Annotated in this window: 16 protein-coding genes and 3 tRNA genes; 10 read left to right on the top strand and 9 right to left on the bottom strand. The window is 44.0% G+C overall.

The window, feature by feature from the left end:
- The first annotated feature begins 343 nt into the window (after nucleotides 1–343).
- From cysQ to JMA39_RS00585, 4 genes are all read left to right on the top strand, one after another.
- Nucleotides 344–1,150: a 3'(2'),5'-bisphosphate nucleotidase CysQ gene (gene cysQ, locus JMA39_RS00570; RefSeq protein WP_202720346.1), complete on the top strand. Its 807-nt coding sequence runs from the start codon at nucleotides 344–346 to the stop codon at nucleotides 1,148–1,150.
- A 91-nt stretch (nucleotides 1,151–1,241) separates the two neighbouring features.
- Nucleotides 1,242–2,126, top strand: a complete 885-nt coding sequence (gene mak, locus JMA39_RS00575; RefSeq protein WP_202719906.1) for a fructokinase — start codon at nucleotides 1,242–1,244, stop codon at nucleotides 2,124–2,126.
- 145 nt (nucleotides 2,127–2,271) lie between these two features.
- Nucleotides 2,272–3,027 carry a YdcF family protein gene (locus JMA39_RS00580; RefSeq protein WP_202719907.1) on the top strand — a complete coding sequence of 252 codons (756 nt, stop codon included), beginning with the start codon at nucleotides 2,272–2,274 and terminating at the stop codon, nucleotides 3,025–3,027.
- Between the two features lie 274 nt (nucleotides 3,028–3,301).
- The gene (locus JMA39_RS00585; RefSeq protein ID WP_373316361.1) at nucleotides 3,302–3,961 is read left to right on the top strand and encodes a DUF2982 domain-containing protein; all 660 of its coding nucleotides are present in this window, start codon (nucleotides 3,302–3,304) and stop codon (nucleotides 3,959–3,961) included.
- A 57-nt stretch (nucleotides 3,962–4,018) separates the two neighbouring features.
- On the opposite strand, the gene JMA39_RS00590 is transcribed toward JMA39_RS00585, so the two are convergent.
- From JMA39_RS00590 to galU, 4 genes are all read right to left on the bottom strand, one after another.
- Nucleotides 4,019–4,444 (bottom strand): bactofilin family protein, encoded by a 426-nt coding sequence (locus JMA39_RS00590; RefSeq protein WP_202719909.1) that lies wholly within the window; start codon nucleotides 4,442–4,444, stop codon nucleotides 4,019–4,021.
- Nucleotides 4,445–4,546: 102 nt separating this feature from the next.
- Nucleotides 4,547–5,026, bottom strand: a complete 480-nt coding sequence (gene napF, locus JMA39_RS00595) for a ferredoxin-type protein NapF (RefSeq protein WP_202719910.1) — start codon at nucleotides 5,024–5,026, stop codon at nucleotides 4,547–4,549.
- Between the two features lie 236 nt (nucleotides 5,027–5,262).
- Nucleotides 5,263–6,282: a UDP-glucose 4-epimerase GalE gene (galE, locus tag JMA39_RS00600; RefSeq protein ID WP_202719911.1), complete on the bottom strand. Its 1,020-nt coding sequence runs from the start codon at nucleotides 6,280–6,282 to the stop codon at nucleotides 5,263–5,265.
- A 68-nt stretch (nucleotides 6,283–6,350) separates the two neighbouring features.
- On the bottom strand, nucleotides 6,351–7,256 hold the full coding sequence (gene galU / locus JMA39_RS00605; RefSeq protein ID WP_202719912.1) for a UTP--glucose-1-phosphate uridylyltransferase GalU: 906 nt from the start codon (nucleotides 7,254–7,256) through the stop codon (nucleotides 6,351–6,353).
- A gap of 503 nt (nucleotides 7,257–7,759) precedes the next feature.
- Between galU and phhA the strand changes: the two genes are divergently transcribed.
- From phhA to maiA, 5 genes are all read left to right on the top strand, one after another.
- The gene (phhA, locus tag JMA39_RS00610) at nucleotides 7,760–8,551 is read left to right on the top strand and encodes a phenylalanine 4-monooxygenase (protein WP_202719913.1); all 792 of its coding nucleotides are present in this window, start codon (nucleotides 7,760–7,762) and stop codon (nucleotides 8,549–8,551) included.
- A gap of 66 nt (nucleotides 8,552–8,617) precedes the next feature.
- Complete coding sequence (locus JMA39_RS00615) at nucleotides 8,618–8,965, top strand: 4a-hydroxytetrahydrobiopterin dehydratase (RefSeq protein WP_202719914.1); 348 nt, start codon at nucleotides 8,618–8,620, stop codon at nucleotides 8,963–8,965.
- Nucleotides 8,966–9,357: 392 nt separating this feature from the next.
- Nucleotides 9,358–10,899: a transcriptional regulator TyrR gene (gene tyrR, locus JMA39_RS00620; RefSeq protein ID WP_202719915.1), complete on the top strand. Its 1,542-nt coding sequence runs from the start codon at nucleotides 9,358–9,360 to the stop codon at nucleotides 10,897–10,899.
- A gap of 286 nt (nucleotides 10,900–11,185) precedes the next feature.
- Entirely contained in the window at nucleotides 11,186–12,172 is a 987-nt protein-coding gene (locus tag JMA39_RS00625; RefSeq protein ID WP_202719916.1) for a fumarylacetoacetate hydrolase family protein, read from the top strand.
- Between the two features lie 79 nt (nucleotides 12,173–12,251).
- Nucleotides 12,252–12,902, top strand: coding sequence for a maleylacetoacetate isomerase (gene maiA / locus JMA39_RS00630; protein ID WP_202719917.1), 651 nt, complete (start codon nucleotides 12,252–12,254; stop codon nucleotides 12,900–12,902).
- A gap of 340 nt (nucleotides 12,903–13,242) precedes the next feature.
- Here the strand turns inward: maiA and JMA39_RS00635 are convergent, their stop codons facing one another.
- Nucleotides 13,243–14,124, bottom strand: a complete 882-nt coding sequence (locus tag JMA39_RS00635) for a LysR family transcriptional regulator (protein ID WP_202719918.1) — start codon at nucleotides 14,122–14,124, stop codon at nucleotides 13,243–13,245.
- A gap of 191 nt (nucleotides 14,125–14,315) precedes the next feature.
- Between JMA39_RS00635 and JMA39_RS00640 the strand changes: the two genes are divergently transcribed.
- On the top strand, nucleotides 14,316–15,545 hold the full coding sequence (locus JMA39_RS00640) for an MFS transporter (RefSeq protein WP_202719919.1): 1,230 nt from the start codon (nucleotides 14,316–14,318) through the stop codon (nucleotides 15,543–15,545).
- Between the two features lie 62 nt (nucleotides 15,546–15,607).
- Here the strand turns inward: JMA39_RS00640 and JMA39_RS00645 are convergent, their stop codons facing one another.
- From JMA39_RS00645 to JMA39_RS00660, 4 genes are all read right to left on the bottom strand, one after another.
- Nucleotides 15,608–15,835, bottom strand: a complete 228-nt coding sequence (locus JMA39_RS00645; protein ID WP_202719920.1) for a hypothetical protein — start codon at nucleotides 15,833–15,835, stop codon at nucleotides 15,608–15,610.
- 118 nt (nucleotides 15,836–15,953) lie between these two features.
- Nucleotides 15,954–16,029: transfer RNA gene (locus JMA39_RS00650), tRNA-Val, on the bottom strand.
- Nucleotides 16,030–16,067: 38 nt separating this feature from the next.
- Nucleotides 16,068–16,143 (bottom strand) — tRNA-Val (locus JMA39_RS00655).
- Nucleotides 16,144–16,181: 38 nt separating this feature from the next.
- A tRNA-Val gene (locus tag JMA39_RS00660) sits at nucleotides 16,182–16,257 on the bottom strand.
- Nucleotides 16,258–16,441: the final 184 nt, after the last annotated feature.

Raw genomic sequence — 16,441 nt, forward strand, 5'->3', positions numbered from 1 at the left:
ATCCCTTTTGTTAATGGAGCGCATTTTAGAGGAATTAACTGCTGACTGGTAGTATTAAGAAAGGTGAATCGAGCGTTAGTCACAAACTGTGACAGGTTGAAAGGTGGTAAAGCAAAGAAGGCCCTAGGTTCTAGGGAAAGCAATAAAGAACAAACAAGATCTGCATAGTTAAATTAAGCTCAAAAGTGCTGCTGTTCACTTTCACTTGTTTTAGTAGGCTGTCCTCATCGTGAGCTTGCGAACGGACTCGAAGCGCTCTAGAACCTTTTAAACCAAGAATGATTTTTTGGTTATTAATTGTTATCGTTTAAAACTGGCATAATAGGATCATTACCTTAAATAAATTATAGAGATAACTCACTTGAGCCAGACATTTAAACAAGAGTGGTTAGCGCCACTGGTCGATATTGCGACTGAAGCGGGTAATGCCATTATGGCTATCTATGCCAAAGAGGATCTCGGGGTTGTGACTAAAGCCGATGACAGCCCTGTAACAGCCGCCGATCTAGCTAGTCATAGGGTGATTGTTGCAAGACTAGCACAGTTGACCCCCAATATTCCTGTGATGTCTGAGGAGTCGACAGATATAGATTGGCAGCAGAGGCGCCATTGGCAATCCTATTGGCTGATTGACCCACTCGATGGTACCAAAGAGTTTATTAAGCGCAATGGCGAGTTCACGGTGAATATTGCGTTTATCGAGGGGGATAAGGCTGTGGCTGGTGTTGTGTATGCACCAGTACTTGATAAATGCTTTTATGGTGAACTAGGCTGTGGAGCCTGGTTAAAGCATGCTGGGAATCAAATAGAATTACCCAAAGCGAAAATCAAGAAACCGCTTGTTCCTCGAATCGTTGGTAGTCGCTCTCACGCAAGCCCTGGCTTAGAAACCTATCTGCAAGAGATCGGCGAACATGAGATGAAAAGTGTTGGAAGTTCGCTTAAGTTTTGTTTACTGGCTGAAGGTGAAGCGGAGGTTTATCCTCGTCTAGGGTTAACCAGTGAGTGGGATACCGCAGCAGCGCAAGCGGTATTGGAAAGCGCTGGTGGACGCGTATTGCAGTATGACACTCATGTTCGTCTGAATTACAATCAAAAGCCTGACATATTGAATCCGTACTTTATCGCCTACGCCCCCCATTGGGATTAGGGAGTGGCTTGATGAAAGCCATCTCATCTTAGGTAACGGGCTGTATTTTAATAATTTAAAGCAAGAATGAATAACACCTGTGGAGGGACACATGCGGATTGGCGTTGATCTAGGTGGTACAAAGATAGAGGTCGTAGCACTGAACGATCAAGGTGAAGAGTTGTTTCGTAAGCGAGTTGCTACGCCAAGAGAATACAATTCAACTTTAGATACAATTGAGGCATTAGTTAATGAAGCCGAAGCTCATCTTGGGCAAAAAGGCAGTGTTGGCGTTGGGATCCCCGGTGTTATCTCTCCTTTTTCAGGCCTGGTTAAAAATGCCAATTCGACTTGGATTAACGGTCACCCCCTCGATATAGATTTAGCTAAGCGTTTAGGCAGAGAAGTGAAAGTGGCAAATGATGCCAACTGTTTTGCGGTCTCGGAGGCTATAGACGGCGCAGCTGCCGGAAAGAACATGGTATTTGGGGTGATAATTGGTACAGGTTGCGGTGCGGGGATTGCTATTAACGGTAAAGTGCATGGCGGTGGAAATGGAATTGGTGGCGAATGGGGCCATAATCCCTTGCCTTGGATGACTGCCGAAGAGTTTAATTCAACTAACTGCTTTTGTGGCAATAGAGATTGCATAGAGACATTTATCTCAGGCACGGGTTTTGTTCGGGACTATCAACTTGCTGGAGGTCGAGCGACAAATGGTGCCGAAATAGTTTCGCTAATGCAACAAGGTGATGCACAAGCAACTGCTGCATTTGATCGTTATATCGACAGACTTGCCCGTTCGCTCGCTCACGTTATTAATGTGCTAGATCCTGACATTATTGTACTCGGTGGTGGGGTATCAAATATTGATGCTATCTATGTGCTACTACCCGATGTTTTACCTCGATATGTATTGGGCGGTGAGTGCCGAACTCCTGTGGTGCAAAATATGTATGGCAGTGCATCGGGAGTGCGTGGTGCCGCATGGCTTTAATAGGCGAGTGAAAATTGTGAGTGAAGCCGATGCTTCATAGAGAAGGTCTTGTTATCTAGTACTGAATTACAGCGGATAACATTAATGATTATAATAACATGCTACACTTCATTAATATTTTTCATCTATTGTTGGCTATTGCTTTATGTTTTGGGTAAAAAAGATTATTTCGCAGCTTTTTATGCCAGTTCCCTTAGTACTGTTATTAATTGTGCTTGCCTACTTCGTCATGCGCAATCGCCAGTTTTCAAAAGCGCTATTGGCTGTAGCGGCAACAATACTAATCACTTTGAGTAGTAGTTGGGGCAGTAATTGGCTACTAGCGCCATTGGAAGAGCAATATTCGGTTAACAATCAGCCGATAGGAAATGGCTGCTTGGTGATGGTGCTCGGCAGCGGTCATGAGGAGAATGCTAATCTACCCGCGGTGCAACAACTCTCAAATACCGCTTTGGCTAGATTGAGTGAGGGGGTACGTCAACTCTCTTTGGGTCAAGACTGTAAGCTGGTGGTTAGCGGCTGGAGCGGTGGCCTTTCATCGCGTGCCCATGCTGAGGTGATGTTTGATGCCGCCGTTGAGCTAGGGGTCTCTGCTCATTCTATAATTAAATTTCCTTTGGCGAAGGATACCATTGAAGAAGCGCAATTCATGAAGTGGGAGGTGGCTGATGCACCTTTCAGGCTAGTCACTTCGGCTAGCCATATGCCTAGAGCGATGGCGATTTTTACCGATGCAAAGTTAAATGTTTCAGCTGCGCCGACCGATTTTGCTCAAAGAGAGACTTATTGGTGGCATTTCGATGCGCAGAGTTTATTAAATTCCCAGCGTGCTATTCATGAATACATGGGGATACTCTGGTTTAAGCTGAAACATGAAAACAACGAAAAAGAAGATACCTAGGTCCTAGGGAAAGCTAAGAAGGGCGCTGCGCTTCTAGGGCGCCGCGTTGCGACTTCTAGGTAAAAGCTGAGACGAGGAAGCAAAAGCAGGGAATTACAGGCAAAGTTTACGCTGCTTTTGCTGTTGATTTTCCTAGCAGGCCGTAGGCGTCCTCGAAGTGAGCTTGCGAACGCCCTAGAACCTTCTTTCAAAGCTAGAACCTTCTTTTGTAACCTGCTAGGCTCCGGGATAAACACCCTAATTATAAGAGATGTAGAAGTTGATAGATGAAGCTGTGCTAATAAGACCCAGTAATAAACGTAATGGGCTAACATTGACCCTTGCTGGAGGTTTAGGTTTAATCATAGGGTTAACTCTCTTCTTATCGGGTAGCCATCTATTTGCACCGGGAATCGTTTGTTTTGCATCGGGCATTATTGCGCTGGTTTTGGGAGGCGCTAAGCTGGTGGAGCCAGAGGTTACCGTTAAGTTATCTGAAGAGGGAGTGACCTATTTTCATCGGCGTGGGCAGCTTTTTATTGAATGGCAAAATATCCAACGGGTTGACCAACCACGAGTTTCACAGGGACTCGATACTCTGACTTTACCCTATATTGGAATCAAGCTTAAACAGGTCAGTCCGATTTTAGAGTGTATTTCATTACGGTTGGCAGCTGGGTTATTAACCGAGCAGCGGCCTCTATTGATCACGGCTTCTGCTCAAGATGAAGATCTATCGGCATTAGAGAGTCAGATGTGTGCTGAGTTTACGCCTTTTATTGAAAATAATGATCGTTATAAAGGCGTGTTAGCGATGTTTGGCCATCGCTGCCGGATATTAGATTCACACTTGGGTTATCATCTATTCATCTCAACAGATACGATAGACAGGCCTGCAGATGAGTTTCTTAGGCTACTCAGAGACTATAAGCAGAAAAGCTCTGAGCTTTTGTAGCGCAGAGCTTTGAGTATGTTTAATGAGCAGGGAAGCAGGCAAAGATTTAATGAATGCTTAGTTAATACTTAACTCTGCATCTTCAATGGTCTCTTCTTGGGGAGGTTTATTGTGATCTTGCTTTGGCGTTGATTTAGAAGGTAGGAAGGCTATATCGTCTCTTACGCGCATACCGATAAATTGGCCACCTTCAAAAATTTCCATCGACTGGCAGTTAACTTCACCATCAACTAGGCCTGTGCTGGTTATATTCAGTTTTTCACAGGTTAACTTGCCTCGAAAGGTGCCCGATACTCTCAGTTCTGAGCAGTGAAGTTTTCCATCGACTAGTCCACCTTGTTCAATGGTGATATTGCCACTGGAGCGTACCTTTCCGAAGATTTCACCCGCAATAAGAGCCTCGGCTGCAAACTCAGTTTCACCGGTAAACTGGGTTCCTTGAGCGATAAATGTTAACCCGCCGCTTCTTTTTTTTCTAAACATAATCATGCCACAGTCAGTCTAAGTTGCTTAGATGTTACCTTGAAATTTGAGGAAACAAAACCACTTAAATTTGGCGCTTATACGTCATATTTTTGGCTGTTTTTACACGTGGCGAACCAGAATTGCTGTCGATGGGCAGGGGGCTACGCAAGCGCCGCAGCCGGTGCATGCTTCTATATCGATTTTTGGAAGTGGGGCTTTTCCGATGGCCAAGGAGAAGCTGATCGCACGCTGATCACAGGCATCTTTGCAGCTTTGACACCAAATCCCTTGATAAGCCATACAGCTATCTTGAATAGTGGCTTTTATTTGCCAAGGAGTGATGTCTGTATTTTCAAAAATGGCTTCAGGGCAGGCATTGACACATTGTTGGCAAAATGTGCACTCATCAATTTTAAAGTCTATCTCAGGGAAGCCGCCTTCGCCTTTGACAATAATTTGAGTTTCACAAACGGGAATACACTTATCACAGCGGGTACATTCATCTGTAAACTCGATAGTCTGCTTTACCCAAGGAGGACGAACGGCATCGGTCTTTTTCCGGCTGAAAAGTCTTCTTCTGCTTTGGTTAATGCTGCTCATCTATTGGCTCATTTTTAGAAGGTATTAAGATTGTACGTTTGTTGGCTTACAGGGACTTTAGGCTCTAGGACGTTCGCAGGCTCACTGCGAGGCCGCTGCGCTTCAAGATCCTAGGAAAAGCTAAATCAAAAGCTAGTATCAGTTTAGCTTTCTATCTATTTTACCAAACCTAGAACCTAGAACCTAGAACCTAGAACCTAGAACCTAGAACCTAGAACCTAGAACCTAGAACCTTCTTACCCTTCAGTCGCATACCCATTAGGATTCGTCGACTGCCAGTGCCAGCTGCTTTGCGCCATATCATCGATACTATGAGTAGCTTGCCAGTTTAACTCTTGATGAGCCTTATCTGGGTTGGCATAGCAAGCAGCAATGTCACCAGGTCTACGTTCTACTAGCTGATATTTTATCCTTGTGCCACTTGCTTTCTCGAACGCTTTAACCATCTCTAGTACACTGTAGCCTTGCCCTGTACCTAAGTTGTAGGTAACTAATCCAGATTGGGTTTGTAGCTTATCAAGAGCTCGTAAGTGGCCGATAGCGAGATCAACAACATGGATGTAATCACGTACACCTGTGCCATCGACAGTATCGTAATCGCTACCGAATACGCTTAATTGCTCACGTTTACCGACTGCAACTTGAGTGATAAACGGCATCAAGTTATTAGGAATGTCATTGGGATCTTCACCAATTAAGCCGCTTTCATGGGCGCCAACTGGATTGAAGTATCTTAATAAGGCGATATTCCAACTGTTATCTGAGTGATAAAGATCGGCAAGTATATGCTCAACCATCAGTTTAGATTGACCGTAGGGGTTGGTCGCCCCAGTAGGGAAGTCCTCGGTGATAGGTAAACTCGCAGGGTCACCATACACGGTAGCCGATGAACTAAATACGAGGTTTTTAACGTTAAACTCAGCCATCACTTCACATAACACAATTGTGCCTGTGACGTTATTTTCATAGTAACGTAGTGGCTGCGCCACTGACTCTCCTACCGCCTTTAGACCTGCAAAGTGAATCACCGACTTAATATCATGGTCTGTAAACAGTTTTTGTAAGAAAGCTCTGTTGAGAACATCGCCTTGATAAAATGTCACCGCTTTTCCAGTGATCTGCTCAACTCGCTCAAGTGCGGTAACACTCGAGTTGCTGAGGTTATCTAAGATAACAACGTTATTGCCGCTATTGAGTAGCTCAACAACGGTATGAGTACCAATATAACCGGCACCGCCGGTCACTAAAATTGTCATTATTTAAAATCCTTTCATCTTGGCTGATGTTCAATGTTAGTTAAATAGCTAGTTCAAAACATCTATTACTAAAGTGTCTTAACGATAGCCTTTAAATACTCAGCGAACTCAGAGCCAATTTCCTTGTGACGCAGCGCATGCTCTACGTTGGCTTGCATATAGCCCAGTTTATTACCGCAGTCATGACTCTTACCTTGCATGTAATAAGCGTTAACCGTTTGCTTTTCCATCAGCATTGCAATGGCGTCAGTTAGCTGAATTTCATCACCAGCCCCTGCAGGAGTCTTAGCTAGATAAGTCCAGATCTCAGCAGGTAATACATAACGGCCAACAACAGCTAGGTTAGATGGTGCATCTTCTACACTTGGTTTCTCTACCAGTTGAGTTAGCGGCAGTGACTGACCTGGCTGAAGCTTTTCGCCATTGATATCTGCAATACCATACTGGTTAACCAGCTCATGAGGCACGCCTTCAACCATGATTTGACCAACTTCAGTTTTATTATAAAGAGCAACCATGTCGGCGAGGTTTTCTTTGCTTAAGTCACTACTTGCGTCATCGATAAGTACATCGGGTAATAGTACGGCAAATGGTGCATCACCGATAATACTCTTGGCACATAAAATCGCGTGTCCTAAGCCTTTCGCTTGTGACTGGCGCACACTGATAATGGTGACATCACTTGGGCAAATAGCTTGTACTTCGGCAAGAAGTTGACGTTTTACGCGGCGCTCAAGCTGAGTCTCTAACTCAAAACTGGTATCGAAATGGTTCTCAATGGAGTTTTTACTGGCATGGGTCACTAGGACAATTTCTTTTATGCCTGCGGCAATAGCTTCGTTGACAACATACTGGATCAGTGGTTTGTCCATAACCGGCAGCATCTCTTTCGGAATAGCTTTAGTGGCTGGAAGCATACGCGTTCCAAGACCTGCTACAGGGATGACTGCCTTGCGAATTTGATGTTGTTTCATTCTAGTCCTATCTATTCTAAATCAGGAGTTGCCATACAAACCTACATTCTATACCGAAATAAAAAGTGATTGGTGAAGAATTGCTGAAAGTGAGCAATATATTAAATTTATTTACTATATTAGTGGATGTGTTGATCGTTTTGTGGGCTGTATGGCCATAAAAGTTGTACCGTTAATAGGGGGTAAGCAGTTAAAGCTTGGCAGCAAAATTGGTGATGTGATTTTGGCGGAATTCACCGTTTTCCTGAAGGGGGGTTAACTTGGTTGTCAATTTTTATATACGGATCTCGTGCGAATAGACTGATATTTTGAGTCGGTAACGGCTCTGCGTGTAACATTATTGTTACACTGGACAGGGCTTTGTCAGTGAAGAATAAATAGTGAACGGGTTAACAAAAATTCAACTTTAGTTAAATATGAGGTAGGCACTCTATCATCAGCTAGTTAAGCACAAGCAGGAACGATTTGTTTTAGCTTGTGGCTAGCAAAATGAGTAAATAACTATGAGTAAACAGCAAAATTATACTGCGCGCTTACCAGATGCGAATGGATATATTGATTACCCTCAAACAGAACATGAGATTTGGTCTGAGCTATATCAAAGGCAAAGCATCAATCTGCCTGGACGAGCCTGTAAAGAATACCTAGAGGGTTTAGATACGCTCGGGCTCGCTATAGATAGGATCCCGCAGTTAGCAGAAATTGACACAGTCTTACAGCAAGCGACAGGCTGGAAAACGGCTGCAGTGCCTGCACTGATTTCATTTGGTAAGTTCTTCGAGCTTTTGGCGAATAAGTCATTTCCAGTGGCGACCTTTATTCGTAGCCGAGAGGAATTTGATTACTTGCAAGAGCCGGATATTTTTCATGAGGTTTTTGGACATTGTCCGTTACTCACGAATTCTTCTTTTGCCCATTTCTCTCACCAATACGGACAATTAGGGCTTGCTGCGAGTAAAGAGGAACGTGTTTTCTTAGCGAGGCTTTACTGGTTTACGGTTGAGTTTGGACTATTACGCTCTAAGAGCGATGAGCTGCGGATCTACGGTGGAGGGATTTTAAGCTCTCCTGGTGAGACCATATACGTTATGGGCGGGCAGCCTGAGATCAGGCCGTTTGATCTAGTCGATGTACTACGCACCCCTTACCGTATTGATATTATGCAGCCAATTTATTACGCCATCGAGAATATCAGTGATTTAGGTGTGATAGCCGAGATGGATATTATGGCTGCAGTTAAAAAGGCACAACAATTAGGGCTGTTTAAACCGACATTCCCGGCTAAAGCGGGTTAAGTAAAAGAGTGTCCTTAAAATATTGAATGCTGAATAAGAAAATAATGAATTGATTAAGGAAGTAAAATGACTGAATTAGCGCAAATGAAGTGTGAAGCCTGCCAAGCCGATGCACCTAAAGTAACAGATGAAGAGCTCGCACAGTTGATCGCAAAAATCCCTGACTGGGGTGTTGAGGTTCGTGACGGTATCATGCAATTAGAACGCGTTTACAAGTTTAAGAATTTTAAGTTGGCGATGGAGTTTACCAATAAATTGGCCGATTTAGCCGAAGCCGATTTTCATCATCCAGGTATTTTGACTGAGTGGGGGAAGGTGACTGTCACTTGGTGGTCCCATTCAATAAAGGGCCTACATAAGAATGACTTTATCATGGCGGCTAAGACCGATGCGCTGCTTCTGAATAATGCTTAACATCATAAGCCAAACCGTCCGTGACTGGCTTACTTAGCAGCATATAGCAAAGACGAGCTGTGACGCTGTCATCGATAGAGCGTCACTTCGCTCCAGCCCTCGTTACCTTTTGATTTTGATTGTGAAGAAGGGCGAAGCCCATCCTCTGTGGCAAGCCATGACCTAACAGTGAAGTGTTTGATAATCCAGTGTCGAGAGCTTATTGGCTGTTATTTGTAGAATGTTACAAATCCGCTGTAAACAAGTCTTGCCACAGCACAGATAAACTTCTAACGTATAGAACGATTACAGGAGTGCATGTTGCTATAAGGCTGCTTCACAGACCGAGCCTATTCACTTCTGATAGTAGTGTTATCCCAATAACGAGTATTTTAAAAGGGAACTGCAATAATATGCGCTTGGAAGTCAGCTGTTTGGACCGTGTCGGTCTTGCCAAAGATATCTTATTGATCATGGAAGACTATGGGATCAACTTGTTTGCGATTGATGCAAGTAACCAAGGTTTTCTTTATCTACAATTTGCTGAAGTCAGTTTTGATACACTCAGTGAATTATTACCCCTAATTCGAAAAGTTGAAGGTGTACATGATGTGCGTACAGTATCCTTTATGCCGTCAGAGCAGGAGCACTACGCCTTAAAAACCCTATTAAAAACCCTACCAGATTCGGTGTTTTCTCTCGATGTAAAAGGGCGGATCCGTATTGTGAATGAATCGGCGCTGCATACGGTGGGAATGGCCGAGCATGAAGTGATCGATGAACCGATAAATCATTGGGTTCACGGTTTTAGCTTTAGCCGGTGGTTGAGTGAGTCGACCGTGCTAGCTCAGGCGACACGGGTGAACATAGGTGAAAATGAATACCTAGCTGAAATGTTACCAATCTACCTACCTGATAGCGGCAGTGAAATCCCGATTTTAGCTGGGGCTGTGGTATCGCTAAAATCCCCTGCGCGATTAGGTAAGCAGTTTAATGCATTACAGAACCAATCGAGTGGCTTTGAAAATGTATTGGCGACCAGCGATAAGATGAAAGAGGTGTTGGTTCAAGCTCGTCGCATGGCACAGCTTGATGCGCCTTTATTGATCACCGGAGAGACTGGCACAGGTAAAGAGTTGATGTCTCGAGCCTGCCACGACGCCAGTATGCGCCGCGAGCATCCTTTCATCGCCATTAACTGTGCTGCTATGCCTGACAGTGCGGCCGAAGAGGAGCTTTTTGGCTTTGTTAGCAATGGCAACATCGTTAAGCGTGGCTTTATCGAGGAGGCTAAGGGGGGAACAATCTTTCTCGATGAGATCGCCGAGATGTCAAAGTCGGCACAGGTTAAGCTGTTACGATTTATACAAGATGGCACCTTTAGGCGAGTAGGCGGTGATGAAGAGATCCGTAGCGATGTGCGCATCATCTGCTCCACTCAGAAGAATCTTGCTGAATTATGTCAAAGTGGCGAGTTTAGAGAAGATCTTTATTACCGCATCCATGTACTAAGCTTCCACGTGCCTGCTTTACGTGAGCGCAAAGTCGATATTATTCCGCTTACAGAGATGTTCCTAGAGCATTATAGTCAGCAACTCTCTATACCTATTCGTCGTATATCAGGACAGTGCAGAGAGCATTTGCTCGGGTACGCATGGCCGGGTAATGTTCGCCAACTTAAAAACGCGATCTTTAGGGCTGTGTCTATGTGGGATGGCAATGCCGAGCTAACCGTTGAACAACTAAAGTTACCTTCGTATGCAGAAGGTTTTGGTTATTTCGATCATCAATTTGAGGGGAGTCTTGAGCAGGCGATGAAACAGTTTGAAGCAAGCCTTTTACGTAGGCTTTACCCTGCCTATCCAAGTACACGACAGTTGGCTAAGAAGTTAGGTGTTTCACATACGGCAATCGCTAATAAGCTGCGGGAATATAAGATCAACAAGCCGAGGTAGGTGTAAAAATAGTTTGCCGTCGGCTAATGCGTAGATAGGCAGTGGCCGACGAGAACAAGCGCTATTAACCTAATATTTAAGGATTGTATCAATAAGTTTACATTGGCGAGGTTAAAGTGGTTAAGTGTGATTTTGTTCACACTATTCCACTGACTAGTGAGTTGATGTCATTCTATGACCAAGTTTCCGATTTATGAGCAAGTTTCGATTTAGGTAAAAGCTCGCTGTTAACGCAAAAGAACAAAAACTCGTATCGCAGCTAAGCTACAATTTATTAGGAGTGAGGATGAAGTTAGCAAGTTATGATAATGGACGCCGTGACGGTCAACTGATGTTGGTTAGTAAAGATTTGACGAAAGCTGTTGCCGTACCTGCTATTGCTCATACGATGCAGCAACTGCTGGACGCATGGGAGTTGCTGAATCCACAGTTAGTAGAGCTATACGATGCATTAAACAAAGGCATGATGGATAACGCGGTAGATTTTGATCAGTCTAAGTGTTTGTCGCCACTGCCACGAGCCTATCAGTGGGCCGATGGCAGTGCCTACGTTAACCATGTTGAATTAGTGCGTAAAGCCCGTGGTGCCCAGATGCCAGAAACATTCTGGACAGATCCTTTAGTATACCAAGGGGGCTCAGACTGTTTTATTGCGCCTAAGGCTGATATCCCGCTAGCAAGCGAGGAGTGGGGCATAGATTTCGAGTCTGAAATCGCGGTGATCACCGATGATGTCCCCATGGGCGTATCAGCTGAAAATGCAGAACAGCATATTAAATTGCTGATGCTAGTCAACGACGTTTCGCTAAGAAACCTTATTCCGGGTGAGCTTGCAAAGGGTTTTGGTTTCTTCCAGTCAAAACCATCGAGTAGTTTTTCACCTGTGGCAGTTACACCTGACGAACTAGAAGATAAGTGGCGGGAGTCTAAGATCCACCTGCCGTTAATTACTCATCTTAATGGTGAATTATTTGGTCGTCCCAATGCTGGTGTGGATATGACATTCAACTTTAGTCAACTTGTGTCTCATGTCGCTAAAACCCGTCCTATTGGTGCGGGAGCCATTATCGGCTCTGGCACTATCTCAAATTATGACCGCAGTGCAGGCTCTAGCTGTCTTGCCGAGACTCGTATGCTTGAAACCATAGCAGAGGGTAAGCCTTCGACTTCATTTATGGGCTTTGGTGATCGCGTGCGCATTGAAATGCTTGACGAAGACAATAACAGCATCTTCGGTTCAATTGATCAGCAAGTGGTGGAATATAAGGCCTGATAGGGCTGTTGCTGAATATATTGTTTAGAAGGCTAATTCTTAGGAGTTAGCCTTTTTTATAGAGAAGGATAGTACTCAGATGAAACTATATGGTTATTGGCGCTCAAGCGCTGCTTATCGCGTGCGTATCGCGATGAACCTAAAGTCACTAGTAGCAGAGCAGATATCAGTGCATCTGGTTAAAGATGGTGGTGAGCAGCATCAGGATGAATACCAACAGTTAAATGCCCAAGAGTTAGTGCCCAGTCTAGTGATTGAAGACAATGGCCAGCAGCGCGTATTAACGCAATCACTCGCTATTATTGAATATCTTGATGAGGTTTATCCAAAGGCAGCGCTACTGCCTAATGCCCCGTTCGATAAGTCTATCGTTCGAGCTATGGCGTTAACAGTAGCTTGTGAAATTCACCCGTTAAATAACTTAAAAGTTTTGCAGTATTTGGCAAGTGAGCTTGATATTGCCGATGAAAGCAAAACTGCTTGGTATCATCATTGGGTTAAAGAGGGCTTTACCGCATTAGAAAAGCAATTAGCGCAACATAGTGGGCTTTTCTGCTTTGGTGATAGTCCAACCCTTGCCGACATCTGTTTAGTGCCTCAGGTGTATAACGCGAAGCGCTTTAAGCTTGATATGAGACCATACCCAAATATTAATCGAATTAACGCGCATTGCTTAACTCAGCAAGCATTTATTGATGCCATACCTGAGAACCAGTTGGATGCTAGCTAACTATTTTGCATGAGCTACTCTACTAACGCTTTGTCAGCTTGGCTAACATAGAGAACGCGTATATGTGCATTGCATAGAGCTGCTAACTGTTATGCATGAGAAACTCTATGAATGCCTTGTCAGCTTGGCTAACATAGAGAACGCGTATATGTGCATTGCATAGAGCTGCTAACGGTTATGCATGAGAAACTCTACGAATGCCTTGTCAGCTTGGCTAATATAGAGAACGCGTATATGTGCATTGCATAGAGCTGCTAACGGTTATGCATGAGAAACTCTACGAATGCCTTGTCAGCTTGGCTAACATAGAGAACGCGTATATGTGCATTCCATAGTGTTGCTAACGGTTATGCATTAGAAACTCTACGAACGCTTTGTCAGCCTGACTTATAGGGCGTTGCTTTTTCCAAGCGATATGCAAGTCTAAAAAAATAGGTGGATTGAAGGGTTTTGCACAAATATTGTCATGTTTTTCTATCACCATCTCTAGCACACTGGTGATACCGTATTCCTGTGCTACCACCTGTTTGATGAGATTAATCAGGTTAGTTTCAAATGCAATATTCGCCTTAAGTCCTAATTTCTCCGCTTGCTCAAGCATCCAATCACGGTGGAAGTAACCGGGTTTAAAGAATACCAATTCATGCTGAAAAAATGCCTCAAGAGAAACGCTGTCTGATTCCGCTAAAGGGTGCTCTTTTCCCACAGCAACCACCATCTGCTCCTGTAGTAACAGATGACTGTCAAATTCGTCGGTAAGATCGTTGCCGGTAATTATGGCGATATCGACATCTTCATTTTGTAGCATTCTGAGGGTATCGCGGGTTCCGCCTTCGAACAGGGATAATTTAAGCTGCGAATGCTGATGACGAAATGCCATTAAACGCCTAGGAAGATAATATGAGCCTAGCATGCCTGGAACGGCAACCCTGACTTCGCCCATAGTGAGGTTTGCCATCGATTTAATATGTGCTTCAGCTTGCGCCATTTTCTTGATGATCAACTTAGCATGTTGGTGCAGGGCGTCACCTTCGGCCGTTAGTGAAAGTGATTTACTGCTTTTGTTAGCCCCTCTATCAACTAGCGTGACACCAAGCTCCTGCTCGAGTCGTTTAATACTTTGGCTCAATGCTGGCTGGGCCATATTGAGCTGCTCGGCAGCTTTAGTGAAGCTACCAGCAGTAATTAATGCATCTAAGTACTTTAATTGCCTAATGTCCATGTCGACTCTTTCTATTTTTTGATGAGCGGCTTTCCTGTACTAACAAAGCATGGATGCCGGACCGTTGATAAGGAGCATACTCCAATATGGACATAACAAAAATCAATAACTATTGTATTTTTTAGTTGTTATTCTTATGGTGAGACCGTTGCTATGCTATTTAGTAATGAAATACTTTGAGTTACTTACCCATGAACACCCTCAGTCAACAGAGGCAAGATACTAGCGAGATCCGCCTAATCATCAGTTTATCTCTCGCTTCTATGATTATTTTTATCAACTTATATCTAGTCCAAGGCATGTTGCCACTGATCGCAGACTCCTTTTCTGTAACTAAGAGCCACGCAACGTTATTGCTGTCGGTAACCAGCTTTACCATGGCTTTTTCACTGCTGTTGTTTGCTGTGCTTTCTGATCGGGTTGGTCGGAAAAAACCTATCTTAGTTAGTCTTTATCTCTTGGTAGCCTTAGATTTTTGCGCTCTGTTTATTACTGAGTTCAATCAGCTGATATTACTGAGAATGTTGCAGGGGGCACTGTTGGCTTCTGTGCCAGCAATGGCAATGGCTTACTTTAAAGATGAGTTAGGGAACAATGCACTGTTAAAAGCTGGCGCAATCTATATTGCGGCTAATAGTGTTGGAGGTATAGCCGGACGTTTGCTAGGCGGGGGGATGGCACAGTATCTAGACTGGCAGCAAGCGATGGCTTTATTAACTGCAGTTTCTTTGTTCGGCACACTTATTGTGAGCTACCTTTTGCCAAAGAGTCACTTCGTTAAGCCAGATATAGAATTAGGAAAGTGGCCGTTAAAACGATCAGACTTTAATGGCTTTTGTCACCATTTAGCCGATCCCAAGCTACGGCTTATATACCTTGTCGGCGGGTTGGCTTTTATGGTGATGGTAAATCAATTTAGCTATATTCAGCTTCATTTGATGGAAAGTCCGTTTAACCTAGGACGTTTTGAAGTCACGCTTATTTTCCTTTGCTACCTGAGTGGAACTTATGCCTCTTATCGTTCGGCTAAATGGGTTGGGGGGCTAGGGCTAAAGCGGGTATTTATCTATTCTGTACTCGCGTTATTTTCAGGAACCTTGCTCACCCTATTCGATAGTTTAGCGACTATCTTTGCTGGATTTTTACTCTCGGCGTTTGGTTTTTTCCTGATTCACAGTAGTTGTAATGCTTGGGTTGCCTATCGTGCAAAGGAGCACAGAGCAAAAGCGACGGCGCTTTATCTATGTAGCTACTATTTAGGTGCGGCTATAGGCGGCCCCTACTTATTACCTTTTTGGCTGTTATGGGGCTGGCAAGGAGTGGTATTAGGTTCGGTGCTAGGGTTGTCTGTGCTTGCCTTAGTGGTATTAAAACTGATCCAGCCTAAATCAGCGTCAGGACCGTTAGTGATGGAGTCATAGCTGTACAAGTAAGTCAGTATTAGGGAAGGGCGTGAGCCCGACCTTTTTCTCTGAGCTTATTTCTATTTATTAGGGTTTATCTGTTGCAGAATTTGATCGCTAGGTAACAGCTCAAGATGACCGTTCTCATCAAAATACCAACCGGTAATAAAACCCTTCTGACGCATTTTGACTAGGTTTTTCATAACTGATTTTGCTTCCACAAGTGCGGTGTCTTGATCGTATTGGTAAGTCAGTTTTAAATAGGCCGCAATACTTGCTAATGAAGCTGATTGACTGACATCTGCCATGAGATTTGTCCAACTAAAGGTGATTCTAAAAGAATAGTAGAGAACGTTCTTGAGTGACAAAGATACGGAAAATTAATTTAGGGTATTTTTAAAATGAGAGAGTTTTGAACTTAGAGAATGGTGGTCGATACTGGGCTCGAACCAGTGACCCCCTCCTTGTAAGGGAGGTGCTCTCCCAGCTGAGCTAATCGACCTGGGATTTACATAATGTTTTAATTCTTTATGAAAAGAATGGTGGTCGATACTGGGCTCGAACCAGTGACCCCCTCCTTGTAAGGGAGGTGCTCTCCCAGCTGAGCTAATCGACCTGGGATTTACATAATGTTTTAATTCTTTATGAAAAGAATGGTGGTCGATACTGGGCTCGAACCAGTGACCCCCTCCTTGTAAGGGAGGTGCTCTCCCAGCTGAGCTAATCGACCTCGCTGTGTGGGGCCGTATTATAGGGAGGAACGATCCACTGTCAACGCTTTTTTTAGATAAAATAAAGACTACGGTTCAATTTTGCGCGTGTTGGTGCATAGTTAATCAGAGCTGAGCGGATATAGCAAAAAATGGTTAAAAATTAGCTTAGAAATATACACTGACTCTAACGCGATAGGTGTT

The organism is Shewanella schlegeliana (assembly GCF_016765635.1).
Classification (GTDB): Bacteria; Pseudomonadota; Gammaproteobacteria; order Enterobacterales; family Shewanellaceae; genus Shewanella; species Shewanella schlegeliana.